Source organism: bacterium (Candidatus Blackallbacteria) CG13_big_fil_rev_8_21_14_2_50_49_14 (genome assembly GCA_002783405.1).
In the GTDB taxonomy this organism is placed as follows: Bacteria; Cyanobacteriota; Sericytochromatia; order UBA7694; family UBA7694.
Map to the genome: position 1 here is coordinate 250,368 of PFGG01000064.1, position 19,376 is coordinate 269,743.

A 19,376-nucleotide genomic window follows, 5' to 3' on the forward strand; every position below is an offset into this window, starting at 1 on the left:
AGCACAAAAGCTTTACAACACGCGTAAATTCACTTTACGCCCGGTCTTTAAACTGAGATCATCATCGATGAACTTGACTCAGAAAGGACACGGGCATGCGAAAACAGCTACAGAGGCTTGGGCCTCTGTTTTTCTTTTTTGTTTTAACCTTGCCACTTGCCGCCAAAGAAGACGAAACCTTTCGCATTCGGGGCCGAATTCAAACCGGCTGGGAATTGCTTGCCGATAACAATACGGGCGCTTGGAGTGACGAACTTTATGTGCGCCGGGCCCGTCTGGATGGCCGCTGGAAACCCTTTGATTGGGTCAAACTCGTCTTGGAACTTGAGTTTGCCAAAAACGTAGCGTCTCGGGATGTCTATGCCGAGTTTAAACTCAATCCAGATCTTGAATTGACAGTTGGGCGCTTTAAAAAGCCCTTTTCCCGCCTGCGCATGATGTCTCCCTGGGATATGTTGATTCCTGAGCGGGGTCTGCTCGATCAACACGCCATCGACGATACCAAGTATGGGGGCTTTGGCGCACGTGACTATGGGGTGATGCTGGCGGGTGATCTTTGGGGGCCAACTTTCTGGCAGGATCCGCTCAAATTCAGCTGGAATCTGGGGGCCTTTAACAGTCTGCCTGGAGATACGGGTTATCACCGTGATTTTGTGGCCCGTGGACAATTGCGTCTTTTCAAGGGGCTTTTGCTGGCCGTGGATGGTTCTGTCAAACTCTATGAAGAATCTGCACAGCTTAAAACGGCAAGCCTCTGGGGGGCCGACCTGAAATGGGAATGGGATCCCTTCAGGCTGCAGATTGAGGGGGCCCTTGGCGATAATGTCAACCAGGGCAGCAAGCTTTGGGGGGCGCACAGCATCGTTTCTTGGGAATTTCCATTGAGCGAAAATCTGAAGCTGATTCCCGCTTTGATGTTTGAAGTCTTTGACCCCGATCTCTCTCGCAATCAAGATTTTGCCTGCCGGTTTGCAGGGGCTTTGAACCTCGATATCTATGAAAATATACGTGTGCTGCTTTCAGTCGATAAAACCTGGCAGGAACTGGGGGCGGCAGAGAGTTCCTTGCCCGATCCCCTGCAGGTGCTGCTGCAGACCAATCTGAAGTTTTAGCCATGAACGCTTTCCGTTTGCCCGTCCTGCGTTGGAAAACGGGTGTTCTGCTGGTTTTGCCTTTGCTGCTCTTGGCGGGTGGAATCAGTTGGAGTGCCTGGCAGAGCTTATGCCAGTTTCAAGTCTGGATGGGGGTTTCAGAACCCATTTCCTCTGAACTCCTGCGCATACATCTTCGCGATCAGTTGCAAGGCCAATGGCGCCGCACCCGACCCGTGGGGAATCAGGCCTTGGATTTGCCCCTCTTGGAGCTGAACGTGGCTGACAATAATCTTGCGGTGCTGATCCAAGCTGGAAAGCATCCCTTTGTGGCTGTTCAGGGATTTTTCCAAGGGCAGCCGCTCAAGGGCGAATTGCGATTGCGGGGCTATAAACCCTGGCATGTGGCCGAAGCAAAGAAATCCCTGCGTGTGAAATTGAAAAAGGGTCAGTTTATCTGGGGCCAGCGGGAATTCAATCTGTTCAATCCTGATCGGCCAGTTTTATTTGAAAATACCCTTGTTTTGGAGCTGGCACGCAAATATGGTCTTTTGGCGTTGGATTCACAGTTTTTGCGTTTGCATTTGAACGGAATGGATCTGGGGGTTTTTGAAATGGGGGCTCCTCTGGATGAAATGGTTTTGCGTCGGGCCCGCTTGATTCCAGGAGATATCTATACGCTTGAAAACCGGCTGCGCGGCTGGGAGAATGCTTTGCATTGGAAATATGCAAGTTGGCATAATAAAAACGCCCGCCAATATTTGAATCTCAAAAATTTGCTTGGGCATCTTCACCGTGACAGCCCTGCGGCTTTTGCAGATTTCGTTGCCCAGGAAGTTAATCTCAAAGCCTTTGTGGTGCTTGATTTGCTGCTTCAGATATTCAGTGAACGCAATGCGGATTCTGAACTGAATTATGCCTTGCACTATGACCCCTATCTGGGGCGTTGGCAGCCCGTGCTGCTTGAAAGTCAGGGCTTTGGAGAAGGCCCTGCTCCTCAGCGGGATCCCCTGATGGAAAAGCTCTCTTCCCTGCCCGCTTTTCAGGCCGAGCAACAGGCCCTTTTGCGGCAAGGGCTGAAAAACGAAATCGCGCCTGAACACATGAGCCAACGCAGTTTGGTTTATCTGAACGCGCTCCGCGCCGATTTGAGCGCTGATCCTTTCTGGCGGGCCCGCAATCGCCTGCCAGCCTTCGATCCACTCAGTGAAAATTTGATGCGGCCCATGACCCTGACTGTGCTTGAGCAGATTTTGGCTGCCCGTCTGGCTGAAATTCAGTTGCGGGTACAGTCTCTTGAGCGATCAATCAACCATTCCAAGATGAAGCCTCAGCCTGTCGTTGTTTTTCCAAGCGTTACGCTGGGGCCAGGACGCGTTGTGATTCCCCAAACACGGATTTTTGAAAAGGGACGCAGGGTTCGAATCCTGGCGGGAACCACCCTGCTGATGGGGCCGGGGGCTTCCTTGATTTTTCAGGGCCCGCTTGAGATTTTGGGGGCTGAGGGTGCGCCTGTTGTGATTCGTCCGGCACAGTCTGACCCTTGGGGAGGGCTGGTTTTACAGGGGCCGCTCAGTGCAGGCTCACGTTTGCTGAATCTTCAGGTATCAGGGGGCAGCTTTCCGCGTTGGGGCCAGCGGATTTATACCGCGATGGTAAACCTGCATGAAACCCAGGATTTGCTTTTGGAAGATTGTTTTTTCAGTGATAATCGCGGGGGGGATGACCTGCTGCATACGGTCTATGTTCAGAATTTAAAGGCCCACCGGATCTCTATTCGCCGGGCCTTTTCAGATGCCTGGGATTTGGAATTTACGCGGGCCGAGATTGAAGAGCTGAAAATTGAGGGGGCTGGTGATGATGGCCTGGATCTGATGGGAACAGAGCTGAGTTTAAAAAAGGCAGCAATACGGCAATGCTTGGGCAATGGCGTCTCGGCCGGAGAAGAAACCCAGGTGCAGCTTGAACAGACCTTGATTGCTGCCGGTGGGGTGGGGTTGCTGGCTAAAAATGCCTCTGTGATCCATATTGACTCCAGTCTGCTCTATGGCAACCGCACCGGCCTGAAAATCTACCAGGCTTCACCCCATTATGGTGGGCTGAGCCGGATCTTCAGCCGGAATCTTTTTCTTGCAGGTTCTCTGCGGCCCCTTCAATTGGATTCCACCTCGCTGAAAGCTTTTCCTGCTCCCCGTTTTCAAAGCCGTTTTGAACAGGCTGCTGTTTTGAAGCCCTTAAAAGACTGGTTGGGCAAGCAAGGGAATTGGCAACTTTGGTTGAGTCGCACGGGAGGCCTGCCATGAAAGAACGCGGAGGTTGGCTGCTGATTCTCAGCCTGTTGGGGCTTCTGGGGCTTTGGGGAGCCTGGGTTTTTGTGCCTGCCCAGACCGAACAGATTGCTGAGCAATATCTGCTTTTGCTCGCCAGTCAGGGGCAGGCCATGCGTCCTGAACAAGCAGAAAACTGGCAGAAACAGATGGCCCTTCGCCCTGAACTCTTGTCGGCCCTTTTGCACCAACGCAGTGAACTGATTTTGGGACTGAATGCCCAAGAGCAGAATCTGGGTAAGTTTCTCCTGCTGCGAACGCCCACATCGGGAATGCAGAGGCTGGTCATTTACAGCAGGGTGGCTCAAAGCTTGGAAATTCATACCTATCAAGGGGTTCTACGCCTGGTATTCCATGCGGGGCAGCTTGTTTCGCTTCCCTTGCCCGAGGTTCAGACCGGTGGTGATTTGCTCTGGGGGCAAGCCCCAGAGCAGACACTGGAGATTCATTTAAAAGGAGTTTCGCCATGATCCGCCGTTTTAACCGTTTTGAACTGAAATACCTGATTACCTCGGCCCAGGCCGAAAGATTGAAGCAGGCATTGATCGGCCATGTTGAAGCCGATAGTTTCAGTGGGAGCAGGGGCTATCCTGTTCTGAGTCTTTATTATGACAGTCCGAACCATGATTTCTTCTGGGATAAAATTGAAGGCCTGAAGTTTCGGCGCAAACTCAGAATTCGGGCCTATCCCCAGGCCGATCAGAGCGGCGTAACCCAGGCCATGGTGGAAATCAAGCAGCGAATCAATAAAACCGTACAGAAACGCCGTCTGAAACTTCCCTTGGAGAAGGCCTATGAGCTCTGTTCAGGAAAACTCGAGGGGGTTGAACTCGATCCCCTGGATGCGGCAGTGGTTTCAGAGGTGAAGTATTTGGTAAATGCCAAGAATTTGCGCCCCAGTTGCCTGATCAGCTACCATCGCCAGGCCTATCAGGGCAATCAGTGGAATTCTGGTTTGCGGATTACCTTTGATACGGAACTAAAGACAAGTGTGCGCGATCTCAAGCTCGATTCCTCAGCGCAGAACAGCTATTTTATTCCTCCCGATTGGTGCATCCTCGAAATCAAGGTGGATGAACGGGTGCCCGATTGGCTGGCTTCACTGCTTTCCAGCCAGGAGCTTGAATTGCGCAGAATCAGCAAATACTGTGCCGGTTTGGCCCATGCCCATCAAATTCAGATCCAGAACCAGGAGCTTTCGCCCTTTCAGGCTCAAGATTTTCCTGAACCCCTGCCCGTTTTTAAAATTTTGACGCCGAGGAGCGCACCCTTATGAATACGCATTTACCTACCGTCTTGACCTTGGGAGATGCTTCCGGGGTCTTTACCCAATTGGACATTCTCTTGGTCATGTTCTTGGCCTTTCTACTCAGCCTGATTCTGGGCTTTGTGTATCGGGCCACCCATACCGGGGTTTCTTATTCCCAGAGTTATGTGCAAACCCTGGTGATTATGGGAACTGTGGTGGCCTTGATCATGTTGATTATTGGTTCCAATATTGCCCGGGCTTTTGCAATGGTGGGGGCGCTCTCGATTGTGCGCTTTCGCAATGCCATGAAAGAGACCCGTGATGTGGGATTTATTTTTATGATTATGGCGATTGGCATGGCCGTGGGCACCCGATTTTATTTGCTCGCCATTCTGGCGACGACTCTGCTTTCGATTTTTATTCTCTTGATGCAGAAGACCAATCTCTTTGCCCGTGAAATGCAGGAACGGATTCTGCGTCTGCGCGTTCCCCTGGAGATCAGTTCAGAAGAACATTTCCGGGCAATTTTTGAACAGCATCTTGATTCTTGGCGCATGATTTCACTCGAAACCGTACATGCAGGGGTTTTGCAGGAGCTTGTTTATTCTGTGGTCTTGCGTAGCAAGTCAGAACCTCAGCAATTGCTCGAAGCCTTGCGACAGTTCAATGGCAACCAGAAAGTGACCCTGGTGATGGGCCAGCAGGAGGTGGATCTCTGAGCCAGAGGGGCCTGAATTTCAAGTTTAAAAAATGATCAACAGAGGTAAACGATATGAAACGGATGGGACTTATTTTTCTTGCGGGCAGCCTGACACTCAGTGCCATGAGCTGTTCTAGCTATTCTCTGCTGGGAAAAAGCTCTGTGGTGGGCCGCCCGGCTGGATGGAGCGAAAATTCTCATGGCAAAGATACACTCCCTGATTATGCACGGGTTTTTCCCCAAGATCAGGTCAAAAAAATGGAAATTACCCTTTCTGCGGCTGATTGGAAATTGATGCAGGAGAATATGACCCAACTCTTTGGCGATCCTTCAAGCCAAACAGGCCCAGGAGGGATGCGGACGCCAGGTAATTTTCAACCCCCCGATGGTTTTCAGCCTCCAGTATTTCCTGGCGCTCCAGGAGCGACACCCGCTCCTTCTGTTTCGCCTGCTCCTGGTTCCAGCACTTCACCCAGTGCCCGCCCGACGCCTCCTGCTGGCGCCTTTCCCGGTGCGCCGCCTGGTGGGGGAGGCGGCCCCATGCTCGAAAACGGTGAAGATCCGATTTACCGGCCCTGCACGGTCAAAGTGGATGGCGTAAGCTGGAATTATGTAGGTATCCGCTATAAGGGAAATTCTTCGCTGCGTTCTTCCTGGGGACGTTCTCTCAAAATGCCCTTTCGGATTGATATGGATGAATTTGAATCCGAACACCCAGAAATCAAGAACCAGCGGATGTATGGTTTCAAGCGTCTGACGTTTTCAAGTGGCTTCAGTGACAATTCGCTGATCCGCGAAAAAGTCACTGCGGACATCTTTCTCAAGGCCGGAATTCCCTCTGCTCAAACTGCTTTTTATAGGATTTACGTGGATTATGGTGAGGGTCAGAAGTATTTTGGGCTTTACACGATGGTCGAAGCCCCCGATGCCCCGATGCTGGCTACCCAGTTCAAGAATCCAAGTGGCAATCTTTACAAGCCTTCGGGCAATGGCGCAAAACTTGCCACCTTTGATCAGGCTTCTTTTCCCAAAAAAACCAATGAAACCACTTCTGATTGGAAGGACATTCAAGCCTTGTTTGCTGCATTGAATGCCGACCGCTCAGATCCTGCCCGCTGGCGGGCTGGACTGGAACAGGTCTTGGATGTGGAAGGTTTTCTCAATTGGCTGGCGGTCAATACCCTGATACAGAACTGGGATACCTATGGCCGCATGGCGCATAATTATTACCTTTACAATGATCCAACAGATCAGCGTTTGCATTGGATTCCCTGGGATAATAATATGGCCCTGGCCTCTTCAATGGGCGGCCCTGGCGGTGCCTTTCCAGGCCTGCCCCGTCCTGGCGCGACCCCAACGCCATCCCCTGAGAGCAGTCCGTCTCCCCGTTCAAGCAGCAGTCCTGTTTCCACGCCTTCGGCCCAACCGACCCCGCCAGCCAATTTTCAGCGTCCAGGGGGCCCCGGTGGGGGAGCGCCTTCACTTGAGTTGAGCAAAGATGAAATCAATGCGTCTTGGCCTTTGATTCGCTTTTTGATCGATGATCCGGTTTACCATGCCCGCTATACTTACTATCTTGCCAAGGCCTTGGAAACAGCTTTTGCGCCAGCACCTACCCGTATGCTGTATCAGCAGGCACATAGTCTGATTCGGCCCTATGTGGTGGGCAGTGAGGGGGAACAGTCAGATGCCACGATGCTGAGCAGTCCTGAAGCCTTTGAATCGGCCTTGGATACGCTCAATACGCATCTTGAGGAGCGTCACAAGGCGGCTCAGGAATTTTTGACGAAATACGCAGCAGAGCTAAAAATGCCATAAGTTGATTGCTATACTGCTCCCCAGAAATCGGACAGCAAGAGCGTGAATTTAAGTTCCTGATCTGAGAGGAAAAAGGGCTGTCTTTTGAGGCAGCTCCTTTTTCTTATAATTTTTTAAGGTTTGATCCAGACCGGGGCGGTCCAGGCATCATCAAAACTGCCATCGGCATTGGTTTGGGTAATTTTGACAAAGGCATAGTTTTCCTGGCCTACTTCTGGGCGCCAGACGAACTGAAACTGTTTCTGGCCAGGATTCAGGGTCTGTTGAACAATGGGCTTTGCCGTATTCTGGCCGGGAGTATCTGTGAAAATTTGCAGCAGATACTGGGCCTGGGGCTCATCTTTGTCTTCGATCTGAATTTCAAGTTGAACTTCTCCAGCGGCAGGCAGGTCTTCGCCCATCCAATGGCCATTGGCGGTAAAATAAACGGCCATGTTTTTGTCTTCTGTGGCAAAAATTCTGCGGGCCCGCAGACCTTCGTAAATGCCTTCAGGCGTCAGTTCGCTTGCCAAAACGCCGCTGCGCCCTGGATGCAAACTGCCCCAGTGGGCATAGTGATTGTCTTGATCGGCCGTTGGCCCCAATTTAAAGCCCTGGTTGAGATAAAAGAAATAATCTTCTTCCATATAGGCTTCAGCTTTGGCTATCGGTTTGGGATTGGTGCCGGGGCCATTGAGAATTTCAATGCTGCGCACCCAGGGATTGGCTGCTTTTGCCAAGGCTTGAAAATCACGGTTATAGTCATCATAGCCATAGTCGTTGAAAAGATTTGAGCGCATCATGCCAATCGGCAGGAGCCGGGCTTCCATTTGCTGGTGGCCCTGCTGATCGGTTTTGAAGATTTGAGGTTGGGGGGTATTTTCAGCCAGACCTAAATCGCGCTTGAAATTGGGGTGATTAAATTGAACAAAAGCGATCTCAGGGTGTGCGGGCAGATACTTTTCAAACAGGGTTTTAAAATCACCATTGCCGACATCGACAATATTGGCGGCATTGAAAATATTCATATGGTTGCCACTGGAGATGGTTGAAAATTCCTGACCATAGAGGGCTGCAAATTTGCCTGGAGTGGTGAATTCCCGCGCGTTTTTCTTGAGATCTTCGTAGAGCTGGGGGGTGAGATAAATGCCATCACTGCCCCCGGCAGCTTCGTGATTGTGTTCTGTCACGGCCATAAAGTCAAGACCATTGCCAATGGCCATGCGATAGGCTTCACGGGGGTTGAGAATACCATCAGAATAAGAGGTATGTGAGTGCAGATTGCCAAAATAGGCGCGCATGGCTTTGGCAGGAGTGCGATTGGCGCTGAAACGGGTAAGATTGGAAGACTGGCGATTGAGCGGTTGCAGGCTGATCGGCTTCAGTGCCGCAGAACAGGCACTCAGTAATACAAGCGAGGCAAGGGTCAGCAAGCGCGGGGAAAAGGTCATTGAATCATCCTTTTCAGACTGGAATTAACCATTTGTTAAGTTTAGTTTATCATTTTTGGAGCCCGGCTTCAAACGTCCGATCTTTCCAATTCTTTGCTGAAATCTGAGGATGTCTGGTTTTATATCGGGATATCTGAAAATATCACAAAATGGAATTATTTCAAAAAATCAATACCATACAGTCAAACTGTCAATATCGGGTACAATGAAAACCTGCAAGGGGGCATTTCAGCAATCATGGAACGTATTTCGCGCGACGATCTGATTCGCTCTTTTCTCAATTTTTATGCCGATACGGGGCCCCCTGAAAAAACGCAGGCCGTGCAAACTTCCCAGAATTTTTATCTCGAGCCTGAAATTGATTCAAATATGCAGGCCCGTCTGGCCCGTTTTGAAAAACTGCGCCAGGAAGTGGAACGCCGACACCTACTTGAGCCTGTGGCCGATTTAAAACCCGGTCTCAAGCTCGATTACGCCCACGAACTCAATGCCCGTCAACTGGCTGCTGTTACAACCACCTCGGGCCCACTTTTAATTTTGGCAGGGGCAGGCAGTGGCAAAACCCGTACCTTGGTTTACCGCCTGAACTATCTGCTTGAAACAGGCACGCCCCCTGAACGGATTCTCTTGCTGACCTTTACCCGCAAGGCTTCTGCAGAAATGCTGCAGCGCTCCCGTGGGCTACTGCAGTCGGAACGCGCCGAAAAGGTCATGGGGGGAACCTTTCACTCTTTTGCCAGCCATTTACTGCGCCGTTACGCCAAACTCTTGAATCTCGACCCCCATTTCAGTATTATCGACACGGTCGATGCTGAAGATATCATTGATTTGATTCGTCAGGAATTGAAGTTTGACAAGCAGAGCAGGGCCTTTCCCAAAAAGAGCCGAATTCAGGAATTGATTTCCCGGTCCCGCAATTGTCAGATGACGATTGCCGAGGTTGTGGCACGTGATTTTAAGGGGCTTGAAACCTATCTTGAAGAACTTGAAACCCTGGAGTCTGTTTTTCAGGAGTACAAACGGCGGCATTTTTTGCTCGATTATGATGATTTGCTCGATCAGGTCAATCTTGGTCTGCGGGAAAACCCGGCTTTCAAACGCTCGGTGCAGAATCTTTTTGACCATATCATGGTGGATGAATACCAGGATACCAACAAGGTGCAGAAAGAGCTTGCCGATCATCTGGCTGAGAAGCACCGCAACCTGATGGTGGTGGGTGACGATGCCCAAAGTATTTATGCTTTTCGGGGGGCAGAACTTGAGAATATCCTGCTTTTCCCAGAGTCCTGGCCCGATTGTAAAATTGTGCGACTTGAACAGAACTACCGCAGCAGTCAACCCCTGCTGGATTTCAGCAATGCCTTGCTGAAACAAGCCCGCTTGGGCTATCCCAAACATCTTTTCAGCGAGCGCAAACAGGGCATCACGCCTGAAGTTTGCAAGCACTTTAGCACGGAGGATGAAGCGATTTGGGTGGTCGATCAGATTCTGGCCCTGCGCGAACAGGGGCTTGAACTTTCAGAGATGGCAGTGCTCTATCGGTCTGGCTTTCACAGCAATTATATTCAAGCGGAGCTGCTGCGCCGCAGCATCCCCTATGTGGTGTATGGGGGAATTCGCTTCACTGAGCGCCGCCATGTGAAAGATTTGGTAGCCCTGGCGCGTCTTTTGCTCAATGGCTTTGATGCGGTGGCCTGGCACCGGATTCTCAAACTGATTCCAGGGGTGGGGCAGGTCACTGCCCGCAAGATTATTGAAAGCGTGCGCACGCACCAGGGGCAGTTTGTTCTCAATGGTTTGGGCAAGAAAAAATTTGCACCGGATCTTCAAACCCTTTATACCACGCTGGAAGCAGCCCGCCAGGCCCCGAGTGTGGTGGCCCAACTGGAATGTCTGCAAAGCTATTATGCGCCTTTGCTGCGCGAAGTAGAAAGCGATTGGTCTCAACGCTTACCTGATTTAGAGATTTTGCTGCAATTGGCACGCAAATACAAAAAACTTGAAACTTTTCTTTCAGATTTTGCATTGGATCCCCCCTCCCAAAAATACCAGGATGGCACCACGCCATTGATTGATGAGCGTGAAGAAAAACCGGTGGTCCTTTCGACGATTCACTCTGCCAAGGGCTTGGAATGGTCGGCTGTTTTTATTCCCCACCTGCTCGATGGACTCTTGCCCTCGGCCCGTTCACTCAAACGCCTTGATGAATTGGAAGAGGAACGCCGACTGTTTTATGTGGCCTGTACCCGTGCCCGTGAGTATCTGTTTTTGAGTTATCCGGCCTGGCACCAAAGCTATGATGCGGTTTTTACCCAGGTCTCACGTTTTTTAGACGGCCATCAGGGTTTGACCCATGCTTTTTCAGAGACCCAGGTTTAAGGGCTGATTTGAATTGGGCTGCCTCCGGCGTTCAGAGAGGCGCGAATGGCGTCTAAGACTTTTACCACCCCGGTTCCAAAATTCCCGTCAGAAAAAGGTGGGGTTTGGCTGTGAATCGCGTTTAAAAATTCCTGCACTTCGGCCTTGAGGGGTTCTGACATTTGCAGGCGGGGAATATGTGTATCCCCCTGCTTGGGCAAAAGCTGGTACTGGCCAAAATCCTGGTAATAGGGTTCCTGCATGACGCCGGCTTCATAAATTCGAATCGGTTCAGTGGTATTGATATCGTCCCAAGTGACCATTTTTTGACTGCCGACCAGGGTCATTTGCCTTACCTTGACGGGATTCAGCCAGCTGACATGCACATGCGCTGCAATTTTGTCAGGGTAGCTGAGGGTGATAAAGGCGATATCTTCGTGCGGGTGGGGCAGACAGGAATGGGCCCGTGCTGAAACTTCAAGCGGAAGGCTGTCGAGCAGATAGTTAAAGATCGAGATATCGTGGCTGGCAAGATCCTCAATCGCCCCCACATCACTGCGAATCGGGCCAAGATTGGTGCGGGTGGAATGCAGGTAATAAAGTTCACCGAGCAGGTTTTGCGTTAAATAGCTTTTGAGCTGGCGAATGCCGGTATTGAAGAGAAAAGTATGGCCTACCATCAGGATTTTTGCTTGGGCAGCAGCCAATTGTGTGAGTGCTTGGCCTTCTTCTATGCGCAGGGTCAAAGGTTTTTCACAGAGCACGTGCTTGCCAGCTCTTAGGGCCTGTGAGACCAATTCAAAATGGCTGGTGGCGGGGGTTGCGATCACCACAGCATCAATTTGCGGATTCTTAAAAATCTCTGAGGCGTTTTCACAGAATTCAACAGCGGAGAATTGGCTTTTCAGGCTTTCCCGACGTTGGGGATTGAGATCTGCCGCTTGCAGAATCTCGGTGCCTGTCAATTGCTGAAAAACACGCAGGTAATTGGGGCCCCAATGGCCACAGCCGATCAGACCCGTAGCGAGCACTTTTTGTTGATTTTGTTGAAGATGTGCAGACATGAAAACAGTATACCGCTCGCCAAGCCTGAGTGGTTTGACTGGCTGGTCACAAGGCAAATAAAAAAACAGGAGTGATATACTGAACTATCCCAATCAAGCAGGTAGTATCTCCCATGTCCCGACTCGCGATTACCGACCTCAAACGGCAGTACGAAGCCCTGGCAGCAGAAATCCGTCCGGCGGTTGAGGCCGTTTTTGCCTCGGGCTGGTATATCAAGGGGCCAGTGCTTCAGGCCTGTGAGCAGGAATTGGCTGCTTATTTGGGTGTGAAATATGCAGTGGGTGTCAATTCGGGCACCGATGCCCTGATTCTGGCCTTGCTGGCAGCGGGGATTGGGCCGGGTGACAAGGTGATCACCTCGGCCATGAGTTTTACCGCCACAGCCGAAGCGATTAGCCGAACCGGGGCTGAACCTGTTTTTGTAGATATCTTGCCCGGAAATGATTGTCTCAATCCGGCTTTGCTGGAAGGCGCGCTGGTTCCGGGGGTCAAAGCGGTTTTGCCAATTCATTTACATGGCTATCCCTGTGATATGCAAGCCATCCTGGCTTTTGCCCGAAATCATGGGCTCAAGGTGATTGAAGACTGTGCCCAGGCGATTGGGGCCAGTTATCACGGGCAAAAAGTGGGAGCCTTGGGTGATGCGGGCTGTTTCAGCTTTTTTCCGACCAAAAATCTGGGCTGTTATGGCGATGGCGGCCTGATCACCACCGATTCAGAACCACTCTATGCCAAGCTACAGGGGTTGCGGGAACATGGCATGCCCCGTAAAAATATCCAAGATTATACCGGCTTCAATTCCCGTTTGGATGCAGTTCAAGCCGCGATTCTGCGAGTAAAATTGCCCTATCTTGAGGGCTGGAACAGCCGCCGCCGGGAACTGGCCCGCCATTATCACACGCTTTTAGAGGGCGTGAATGTGCAGCGCCCCCCGCTTGAAATTTCTGAAGCAACCACCAGTGTTTTTCACCATTACGCCTTGCGGGTACCCGCAAAGCGCGACGTCCTGCAGAAAGCCATGGCCGAAGCTGGGTTTGAATGTCTTGCCTATTATCCAGTGGCTCAGCACCGCCAGGCAGTTTATGCTGACCGCTGGCCTGAAAACAGTTGCCCTGAAGCCGAGTTGGCGGCCGAAACCACCCTGGCCATTCCGCTTTTTCCTGAATTGCTGGCGTCTGAGCAGGAGGCCGTGGTATCTGCTCTTAAACAAAATTTGGAAGTTCTATATGGCTGATTTACCCTTTGATGGCTTTAAAAAAACAGGCCCGGATCAAGCACTTGAGCAGCGCTTGGCTGCGCATTGCGAGCGCTTTCAGATCTCCCCCTTGGAGGCGATCCAGCTCTTTCCCGTTTTGGCGCGGCGACAGTGGTTGAAACGTTTTTTGGCGCATAGCCAGTTTTTTCAGCAAACCCTTGAAGTGCCGGGGGATATTGTCGAATTGGGTGTTTTTCGTGGTCTGGGGCTGATGACCTGGGCCAATCTCTTGGAAACCTTCTGTGTCGGGGATCGTACCAAAACCGTCTATGGCTTTGATAATTGGCAGGGGTTTGTTGAGATTGCACCCGAAGATGGCGCAAACCATGAGCAGACCCACAAAGAAGTGGGGGGCTTTTCTCCCGCCGAATTTTATGCCGAGTTGAAGGCCGCAATCGAGATTTTTGATGCCGATCGTTTTGTGCCCTGGAAAGATCGGATCAAATTGGTAGAAGGCAATATCGAAGAGACGGTTCCTGCTTTTGTGCAGGCCCATCCAGGTGTTCGTTTTTCGCTGGTTCATTTTGACTGCGATCTGTACCGCCCGACTTGGGCGGCACTTGAAGCGATTTGGCCGAAGCTTTCACGGGGGGGTATTCTGCTCTTTGATGAATACGCGATCAAAGAATGGCCGGGTGAAACCCAAGCGGTTGACGAGTTTCTGGCAGATAAACCTGATCTCAGTATCAAAACCCTGCCCTGGACCAATGTGCCTGCGGGCTATTTGGTAAAACCCTGAAATGCGCTTTGATCTTAGCCATTTTCAAACCCAGGGTTATCAGGTACTGCCCGACTTGATTCCCGCAGAAACAGTGAGTACGGTTGGCAATTTTTTAAGTGAAGCCTATGCGCAGTTGATGGATTTTCTGAAGGCCGAGCTTCGCATTGAAAGCCCTGAAGATTTACTCGCTTTTATGGTCAAAAGTGAGCAGGAACCTTCGCTTTTTGCGGATTTATCAGCTGATCTGCGTCAAATTTTGGTGGGGCATTTTCAATTAAAAACCCGTTTGGATCCTATGCTGTGGGCAATACCGCGCAGCCCCCGAGTGAAAGCGCTTTTGGCGCAACTCTATCCTGAGCAATCTGTTCATATGCACATGCCCCCCACAGCCCGCTTTGTTTTGCCGGAAAACCGCTGGGCGGGAGTGCCTGCCCATCAGGATATCAGCTACAATCGCCATATGCGAGACTTCGTAACGCTTTGGACACCCTTTGTCCCGATTGACAGCTTGTGTGGCGGCGTGATTTTTTACAAGGGAACAGGCCATTTGCCAGAACAACCCCAAGCGGAACCTGAGAAGCTTTTTTGGCAGGGAGCAGTCTCTGATACGGGCTGGGTGAAAGAACAACCTGTATTAAAGCCAGGAGATGGCCTTATTTTAAATCCCTGGGTGATTCATGAATCGGCTCCCAATCTGTCGCAAACGCTGCGTATCAGCATCGATTCGCGCTATTTTGTGGGGCCGCTTGAAAAACACGCTCTAAACCTTGATACCTGGGAAGTTGAGGGGGGCAAGTGAGCTTGGCCTACTTGTTTTATGATCTTGTTTTGCTCTTTCTTTTTACTTTGACACATGGCTTTGCCCTGGGGCTTGTTTTCAGTTTTTATGCACTTTTGGCATCGGTTTTGGCTCCCCTTTGGCTGGGGCTTTTGTTTCCCTGTTTTGCGCTGATCTATCTCGGGCTGATGCTTGTTTTGGTCTGCGGCATCCGCTGTTTACTGCCTGTTTTAAAGGCTGGCGATTATCTGGTTCCCAAGAGTTCAGGCTTTTATCTCTGGACGCTCTATTTCAGTTTGAACCGCTTGGTGTGGCTGCATCCCATCAAGAACCTGATTCTCTATTCTGCAGGGTTGCGCTGGCTGGCCTTTCGCGCTTTGGGGGCTAAAATTGCCTATTCCACTTCGATTTCTGCGGATGTGGATTTTGTCGATTTGTCTTTGATTTCGATTGGGCCCGATTCGATGATCGGCTCGGGTTCGATTTTAACGGGGCATTTTATGAGCACAGACAAGCTTCATTTGGGCCCGATTGAAATTGGCAAAAATGTCAATATCGGGGGCAATTGTCAGATTGGCCCGAATGTCTCAATCGGAGACGGCACGTGGATCGGTACCGGCTGCAGTTTTGCACCCTTGGTAACGGTCGGCAAGAATTGCCGGATCGAACCGCTTTCGGTCTTGCCCCCCGGAACGACCTTGGAAGATGGCGAATACTGGCCTGTACCAGAAGAAGCCTACTGACCCTTTAATTTTAACGCTGCCTGCAGAATATCGATGGACCATTGGCTTTCGGCATCCAGGTGCAGGGCATTGCCATCTCTGAAGGCATCATCGGTCCAGTCGATTAGGGTACGCAGGGTTTCTGCTGAGAGTTTATCTGCCAGTTTTTTGGCTGCGTCGGGTTCCAGGCTTTTGAGCATATTGTGAATAAAATCATCTGATTTGATGCTCGTGCGGTTCCAACGCCCCAGGATGTCGTTGATGGCTTTGTCTGTGCCTGGGCCATAATGCTCTACGACAGAACCCATAATCCGTCCCAGTTCGCCGCGATCTTCGAGTTCCTCTGAAAGGCGTTGTGCGCCATTCAGGCTGGAAGTTCCCAGGCGGTCAACCAAAGGCTTGAAATCCCCGGTTTTTGCCGAATCGCGCAGGATATCGTGGATCAGGGTTTCAGACTGGGCAGGGGTCCAATAATCCATCAAATCACGCATGATTGCGGCTTTGGCATCGCGGTTGCCCAGTTCTGCCAAGGCCCGGATATTCTGAACATTTTTATTAAAATCGCCCAGCCCGAGGGTTTCTCTGACAAACTGAGGGGCCTTTGCGCCCACTTTGGAACTGAAATTATTCAGGGATCCTGCCATATACTGAATCGTATCCAGGGAGAGTTTGCCCCGCAGACGATCTTTGCCCAGGGTCATGGCTGCATTGACCATTTCACCTTTGCGGGGGCCAAACCAGGAATCCTGATTCACATTGCGGAAAGCGCGTTCAATTTGGGTGCGCTTGCCCCCTTCGAGAATCCAACTCAGGGCTTGGCCTGCTTTTTGCGGGTCACGGGTTTTGGTGATTTGGGCTGAAAGCGTATCCAGCATGCGGTTGCGGCTTTCTCCCCCCGCAGCTTCTAAGCCCATACCGCCCTGAAAGAGGGTTTTGCTGGCTTCAAAATCACCGGCGGCAGCAAAGCGGGCCAGCAAGGCTTCTCGCGTTTCATTGCCGAGTTCCAACTTGCCGTCACGGGCCAGGCTATTCCAGCTTTCACGCAGTTTTTCCATCGGCAGGGCTTTGATCAGTGCATTCAAATTGCTCTGCAATGCCGCTCTGTCGCCAGGGGCCATTTGAGCTGACGGGCGTTCCAGGCGCTCAAGGGTTTCAGCAAACTGGCCTGGGTTGCTGTTAAAAGCCGCCCTGAGTTTATTCTGATCAGCACTGGAAAGGATGGCTGCCAAATCCTGATCCGATGAGCCTTTCATGATTTCAAGGGCATTGCGGTAATCGCCAAGATTCAACAATTGCTGTACCTGGGCGTTGCCCATTTGCGTTCCGGCTGCAGCGGAGAGTTTCAGCATAAACTCACGATCTTTGGCTGTGACCCAACCGCGATCCAGATTTTCAGTCAATTGCTTGACCAAATCCTGACCCAAATGATCTTTGATGATGCCCAGACCTTTTTCTTGATTGCCGGGGCGACCTGCAAAATCCTGCATTTCACGCATAAATGCGCGGGTGATATTGTCATCCTGAACCATGTATTTTGAAAGCTCACGCACGGTTTGGCTGATCTGAGCGGCGTTCTGACGATCCTGGCCTTCGCTGGTCACCATCCAGGCCAAAACTTTTCCAGCATCGTCATTCGAAAGCTGGCGAGGAATTTCTGCGCTCATATCCTGGCCATCCTTGCGCAGATGGGCCATCAACTCGGGCAGGTTTCCTTCTTCTTTGGCTTGTTTGAACAGGCTGAGTGCAAGGTCGGGACGTGTGCCCTTGCCCAGCAATTGGGCAGCCATTTCACCTCTGCTGGCTGCAGGCAGAGTATGTAAGCGTGGCATCAGGGCTTCAAGGGCCTGCTTGGCTTCCTGTTTACCAGGCACTTCTAAAGTTTCTGAACTGCCATCGGGTTTTTGGAAGTCGCCATCTGCACTCTCATCCAGCAAACGCACCAGTTTAACCTGATCTTCGTTGTTGAGATCTTTCAGCAGTTCTTCCAGATTTTGGTTTTCGCGATAGCGCTGCATGCGCTCTAAGAAGTTCTGGGTCGAAAAATCTTTAACCTCAGGGGGTGTTTCTTCTGGGGGAGACACCACGGCAGGGCTGTCTCCATCGCCCGTGGGGGGCGGTACGACCACGGGTTGAGGTTGGGTTGCCGGTTTTTCTAACACGGGCGGTTTTTCGGGTTGTGGTTTGGGTTGGGGCACAACGCCAGGATTTGTGCCATTTTCATCTTTCATCAACCAATCAATGATTTTGATAATCCGGTTGGCCCGCTCAAAATCGGCGGGGTTGATCGTGGTATTGGTAACGCTGCTGGGGCCATTGGCTCCCCCACCGACCTGAACGCCTCCGATCATGGTGCCGTGATTGTTTTGCAGAGCATTTGATTGTTGTTGCGCATACTCGCTGACCAGATTGGAGGCCAGATTACGAATCGCCCGTAAATCGGCATGGTTATTTTCTTTGTTTTTAAGCGCTTCCAAAAGCGGGCGCAGCGTGGCCAATTGATGCGGGGGGGTATTGAAGTCGGCATCAGGGGGAGATTTGTCTTCAATTTTCATCAGAATGTCAAAGCGCACCTGGTTGGCATTGGGGCCACCCAGGGTTGCGAAATGTGTTTTGGCCAGAATCGGCATGACTGGGGTTTTGAGTTTGAGTTTCTGGGCTCCCTGTGCGGCTGCGTTATACAGCTGGGTCAAGGCTTTGGCGTCGTTATCATGGGGGCGTAAAAGTTTATCGATGGCCTGTTTCTGTTGTTCTGGGCTTCCATCGGCCAGAATCATGGCCAGCATTTCACCCTGTTTGGGGTCACTGGCTTTGCCGGGATCCAATTTGGAGAGCAGGTCCGTAAGCAGGGCCTGTTTCTGATCTGCAGGGGTGGCACTGGATTCCAATTTGGCTGCAATTTCAGCCAGGGGATCTGTACCTGCTTCAGCGGCAGGTTGACTTTCCGCAGGGCTTTCTCCTGCGCCGGTCTCTGTCACCGCAGGAGCATCCGTATTCGCTCCCCCTTCAGGGGTTTCGCTGCGCTCAGGTATTTCACCGCCGGGTTCAAAATTTTCTTCAACGACCGGGGCTGAGGGAGCGATATCCGCTTGAGGATCTGTGCCCAGTTGATCGACTAAATTGCTCAAACTATCAAGGGCCTGCGGATCTTCTGGCTTGCTTTCAAGCGTCTCCAGAGCTTTTTTCAGGCTGGCCTTGCTGCCTTCGGGGATCGCTTGTTTTTCAAGCAGGGCTTTGGCTTGATTTGTGGCGGCCAATTGAACTTTGGCGGTCTCACTCTGGCGGTGTTCTCTTACCAGTTTCAAAAGCTCATTCATTTCACTGGCGGGAATATCTTGGGGTTTAACCAGCAGACGATCGAGCATTTTATCTGCCAGGGTATTTTTATCTGCGGCATAGAGGTTTTGAATCATGCCCGTTTGACTCAGCTTGGTGGCTGTCATTCGAGCCGCTGGGGAGGGGGTTTCTGAACCCTGGGGTTTGGTGGGCATTTTTAATTGAAAGCCCACGGGATCAAACTCGCTGTTTTCTTGGGCGCCTTTGGCCAATTCACTGACGATGCTTTCACTGTCTTGCAGGTCATTTTTGCCGTCCAATTGCCCATCGAGGGCATCGGCAACCAGTTTTTCAACCGCATTCAACTGTTCTGGGGTCGCTTTGGCAGGATCGGTGACCCCCATTTTGTTCAAAAATTCTGTTTGCAGTTGTTTGTATTTTTCGCTGTCGATGACCCCTGGGGTGCCTGACTTTTGTACCTTGTCATTGACTTGTGTTTCGAGATTCTGCTTCAGTGTAGCGTCGCCTTGAAGTCGGCTGCGAAATTCTGTCAAAATCGGATTGTTACTGGGGCCTAAGCTTTGCATCT

At 51.2% G+C, this 19,376-nt stretch carries 14 protein-coding genes; 11 read left to right on the forward strand and 3 right to left on the reverse strand.

Annotated features, from left to right (window positions below):
* Positions 1 to 95 precede the first annotated feature (95 nt).
* The 6 genes from COW20_16450 to COW20_16475 are packed head-to-tail and all read left to right on the forward strand — an operon-like array spanning position 96 to position 7,185.
* Complete coding sequence (locus COW20_16450) at positions 96 to 1,112, forward strand: hypothetical protein (GenBank protein PIW46509.1); 1,017 nt, start codon at positions 96 to 98, stop codon at positions 1,110 to 1,112.
* Between the two features lie 2 nt (positions 1,113 to 1,114).
* On the forward strand, positions 1,115 to 3,394 hold the full coding sequence (locus COW20_16455; protein PIW46510.1) for a hypothetical protein: 2,280 nt from the start codon (positions 1,115 to 1,117) through the stop codon (positions 3,392 to 3,394).
* Positions 3,391 to 3,888 carry a hypothetical protein gene (locus COW20_16460; GenBank protein PIW46511.1) on the forward strand — a complete coding sequence of 166 codons (498 nt, stop codon included), beginning with the start codon at positions 3,391 to 3,393 and terminating at the stop codon, positions 3,886 to 3,888. The genes COW20_16455 and COW20_16460 overlap by 4 nt, the downstream gene beginning before the upstream one ends.
* Positions 3,885 to 4,694, forward strand: a complete 810-nt coding sequence (locus COW20_16465; GenBank protein PIW46512.1) for a vacuolar transporter — start codon at positions 3,885 to 3,887, stop codon at positions 4,692 to 4,694. The genes COW20_16460 and COW20_16465 overlap by 4 nt, the downstream gene beginning before the upstream one ends.
* The gene (locus tag COW20_16470) at positions 4,691 to 5,386 is read left to right on the forward strand and encodes a DUF4956 domain-containing protein (protein PIW46513.1); all 696 of its coding nucleotides are present in this window, start codon (positions 4,691 to 4,693) and stop codon (positions 5,384 to 5,386) included. The genes COW20_16465 and COW20_16470 overlap by 4 nt, the downstream gene beginning before the upstream one ends.
* A gap of 53 nt (positions 5,387 to 5,439) precedes the next feature.
* Entirely contained in the window at positions 5,440 to 7,185 is a 1,746-nt protein-coding gene (locus COW20_16475; protein ID PIW46514.1) for a hypothetical protein, read from the forward strand.
* Positions 7,186 to 7,298: 113 nt separating this feature from the next.
* Here the strand turns inward: COW20_16475 and COW20_16480 are convergent, their stop codons facing one another.
* A complete protein-coding gene (locus tag COW20_16480; protein ID PIW46515.1) occupies positions 7,299 to 8,615 on the reverse strand; it encodes a hypothetical protein in 1,317 nt (438 codons plus the stop codon).
* Between the two features lie 93 nt (positions 8,616 to 8,708).
* On the opposite strand from COW20_16480, the gene COW20_16485 reads away from it, so the two are divergent.
* Entirely contained in the window at positions 8,709 to 10,994 is a 2,286-nt protein-coding gene (locus COW20_16485) for an ATP-dependent helicase (GenBank protein PIW46516.1), read from the forward strand.
* Here the strand turns inward: COW20_16485 and COW20_16490 are convergent.
* Positions 10,991 to 12,037 carry a hypothetical protein gene (locus COW20_16490; protein PIW46517.1) on the reverse strand — a complete coding sequence of 349 codons (1,047 nt, stop codon included), beginning with the start codon at positions 12,035 to 12,037 and terminating at the stop codon, positions 10,991 to 10,993. The two genes, COW20_16485 and COW20_16490, sit on opposite strands and share 4 nt — an antisense overlap.
* A gap of 113 nt (positions 12,038 to 12,150) precedes the next feature.
* Here COW20_16490 and COW20_16495 point away from each other — a divergent pair, with 113 nt between their 5' ends.
* The 4 genes from COW20_16495 to COW20_16510 are packed head-to-tail and all read left to right on the forward strand — an operon-like array spanning position 12,151 to position 15,535.
* Positions 12,151 to 13,272: an erythromycin biosynthesis sensory transduction protein eryC1 gene (locus tag COW20_16495; protein PIW46518.1), complete on the forward strand. Its 1,122-nt coding sequence runs from the start codon at positions 12,151 to 12,153 to the stop codon at positions 13,270 to 13,272.
* Positions 13,265 to 14,032 (forward strand): macrocin-O-methyltransferase, encoded by a 768-nt coding sequence (locus COW20_16500; GenBank protein ID PIW46519.1) that lies wholly within the window; start codon positions 13,265 to 13,267, stop codon positions 14,030 to 14,032. Before COW20_16495 ends, COW20_16500 begins: the two co-directional genes overlap by 8 nt.
* Position 14,033: 1 nt before the next feature.
* The gene (locus tag COW20_16505) at positions 14,034 to 14,813 is read left to right on the forward strand and encodes a hypothetical protein (GenBank protein ID PIW46520.1); all 780 of its coding nucleotides are present in this window, start codon (positions 14,034 to 14,036) and stop codon (positions 14,811 to 14,813) included.
* Positions 14,810 to 15,535: a hypothetical protein gene (locus COW20_16510; protein PIW46521.1), complete on the forward strand. Its 726-nt coding sequence runs from the start codon at positions 14,810 to 14,812 to the stop codon at positions 15,533 to 15,535. Before COW20_16505 ends, COW20_16510 begins: the two co-directional genes overlap by 4 nt.
* Here COW20_16510 and COW20_16515 read toward each other — a convergent pair.
* Positions 15,529 to 19,374 carry a hypothetical protein gene (locus COW20_16515; protein PIW46522.1) on the reverse strand — a complete coding sequence of 1,282 codons (3,846 nt, stop codon included), beginning with the start codon at positions 19,372 to 19,374 and terminating at the stop codon, positions 15,529 to 15,531. The genes COW20_16510 and COW20_16515 overlap by 7 nt on opposite strands.
* Positions 19,375 to 19,376: the final 2 nt, after the last annotated feature.

Coding starts and splice junctions, on each gene's coding strand:
- COW20_16450 (PIW46509.1), top strand. CDS start 96: ATGCGAAAACAGCTACAGAGGCTTGGGCCTCTGTTTTTCTTTTTTGTT.
- COW20_16455 (PIW46510.1), top strand. CDS start 1,115: ATGAACGCTTTCCGTTTGCCCGTCCTGCGTTGGAAAACGGGTGTTCTG.
- COW20_16460 (PIW46511.1), top strand. CDS start 3,391: ATGAAAGAACGCGGAGGTTGGCTGCTGATTCTCAGCCTGTTGGGGCTT.
- COW20_16465 (PIW46512.1), top strand. CDS start 3,885: ATGATCCGCCGTTTTAACCGTTTTGAACTGAAATACCTGATTACCTCG.
- COW20_16470 (PIW46513.1), top strand. CDS start 4,691: ATGAATACGCATTTACCTACCGTCTTGACCTTGGGAGATGCTTCCGGG.
- COW20_16475 (PIW46514.1), top strand. CDS start 5,440: ATGAAACGGATGGGACTTATTTTTCTTGCGGGCAGCCTGACACTCAGT.
- COW20_16480 (PIW46515.1), bottom strand. CDS start 8,615: ATGACCTTTTCCCCGCGCTTGCTGACCCTTGCCTCGCTTGTATTACTG.
- COW20_16490 (PIW46517.1), bottom strand. CDS start 12,037: ATGTCTGCACATCTTCAACAAAATCAACAAAAAGTGCTCGCTACGGGT.
- COW20_16495 (PIW46518.1), top strand. CDS start 12,151: ATGTCCCGACTCGCGATTACCGACCTCAAACGGCAGTACGAAGCCCTG.
- COW20_16500 (PIW46519.1), top strand. CDS start 13,265: ATGGCTGATTTACCCTTTGATGGCTTTAAAAAAACAGGCCCGGATCAA.
- COW20_16505 (PIW46520.1), top strand. CDS start 14,034: ATGCGCTTTGATCTTAGCCATTTTCAAACCCAGGGTTATCAGGTACTG.
- COW20_16515 (PIW46522.1), bottom strand. CDS start 19,374: ATGCAAAGCTTAGGCCCCAGTAACAATCCGATTTTGACAGAATTTCGC.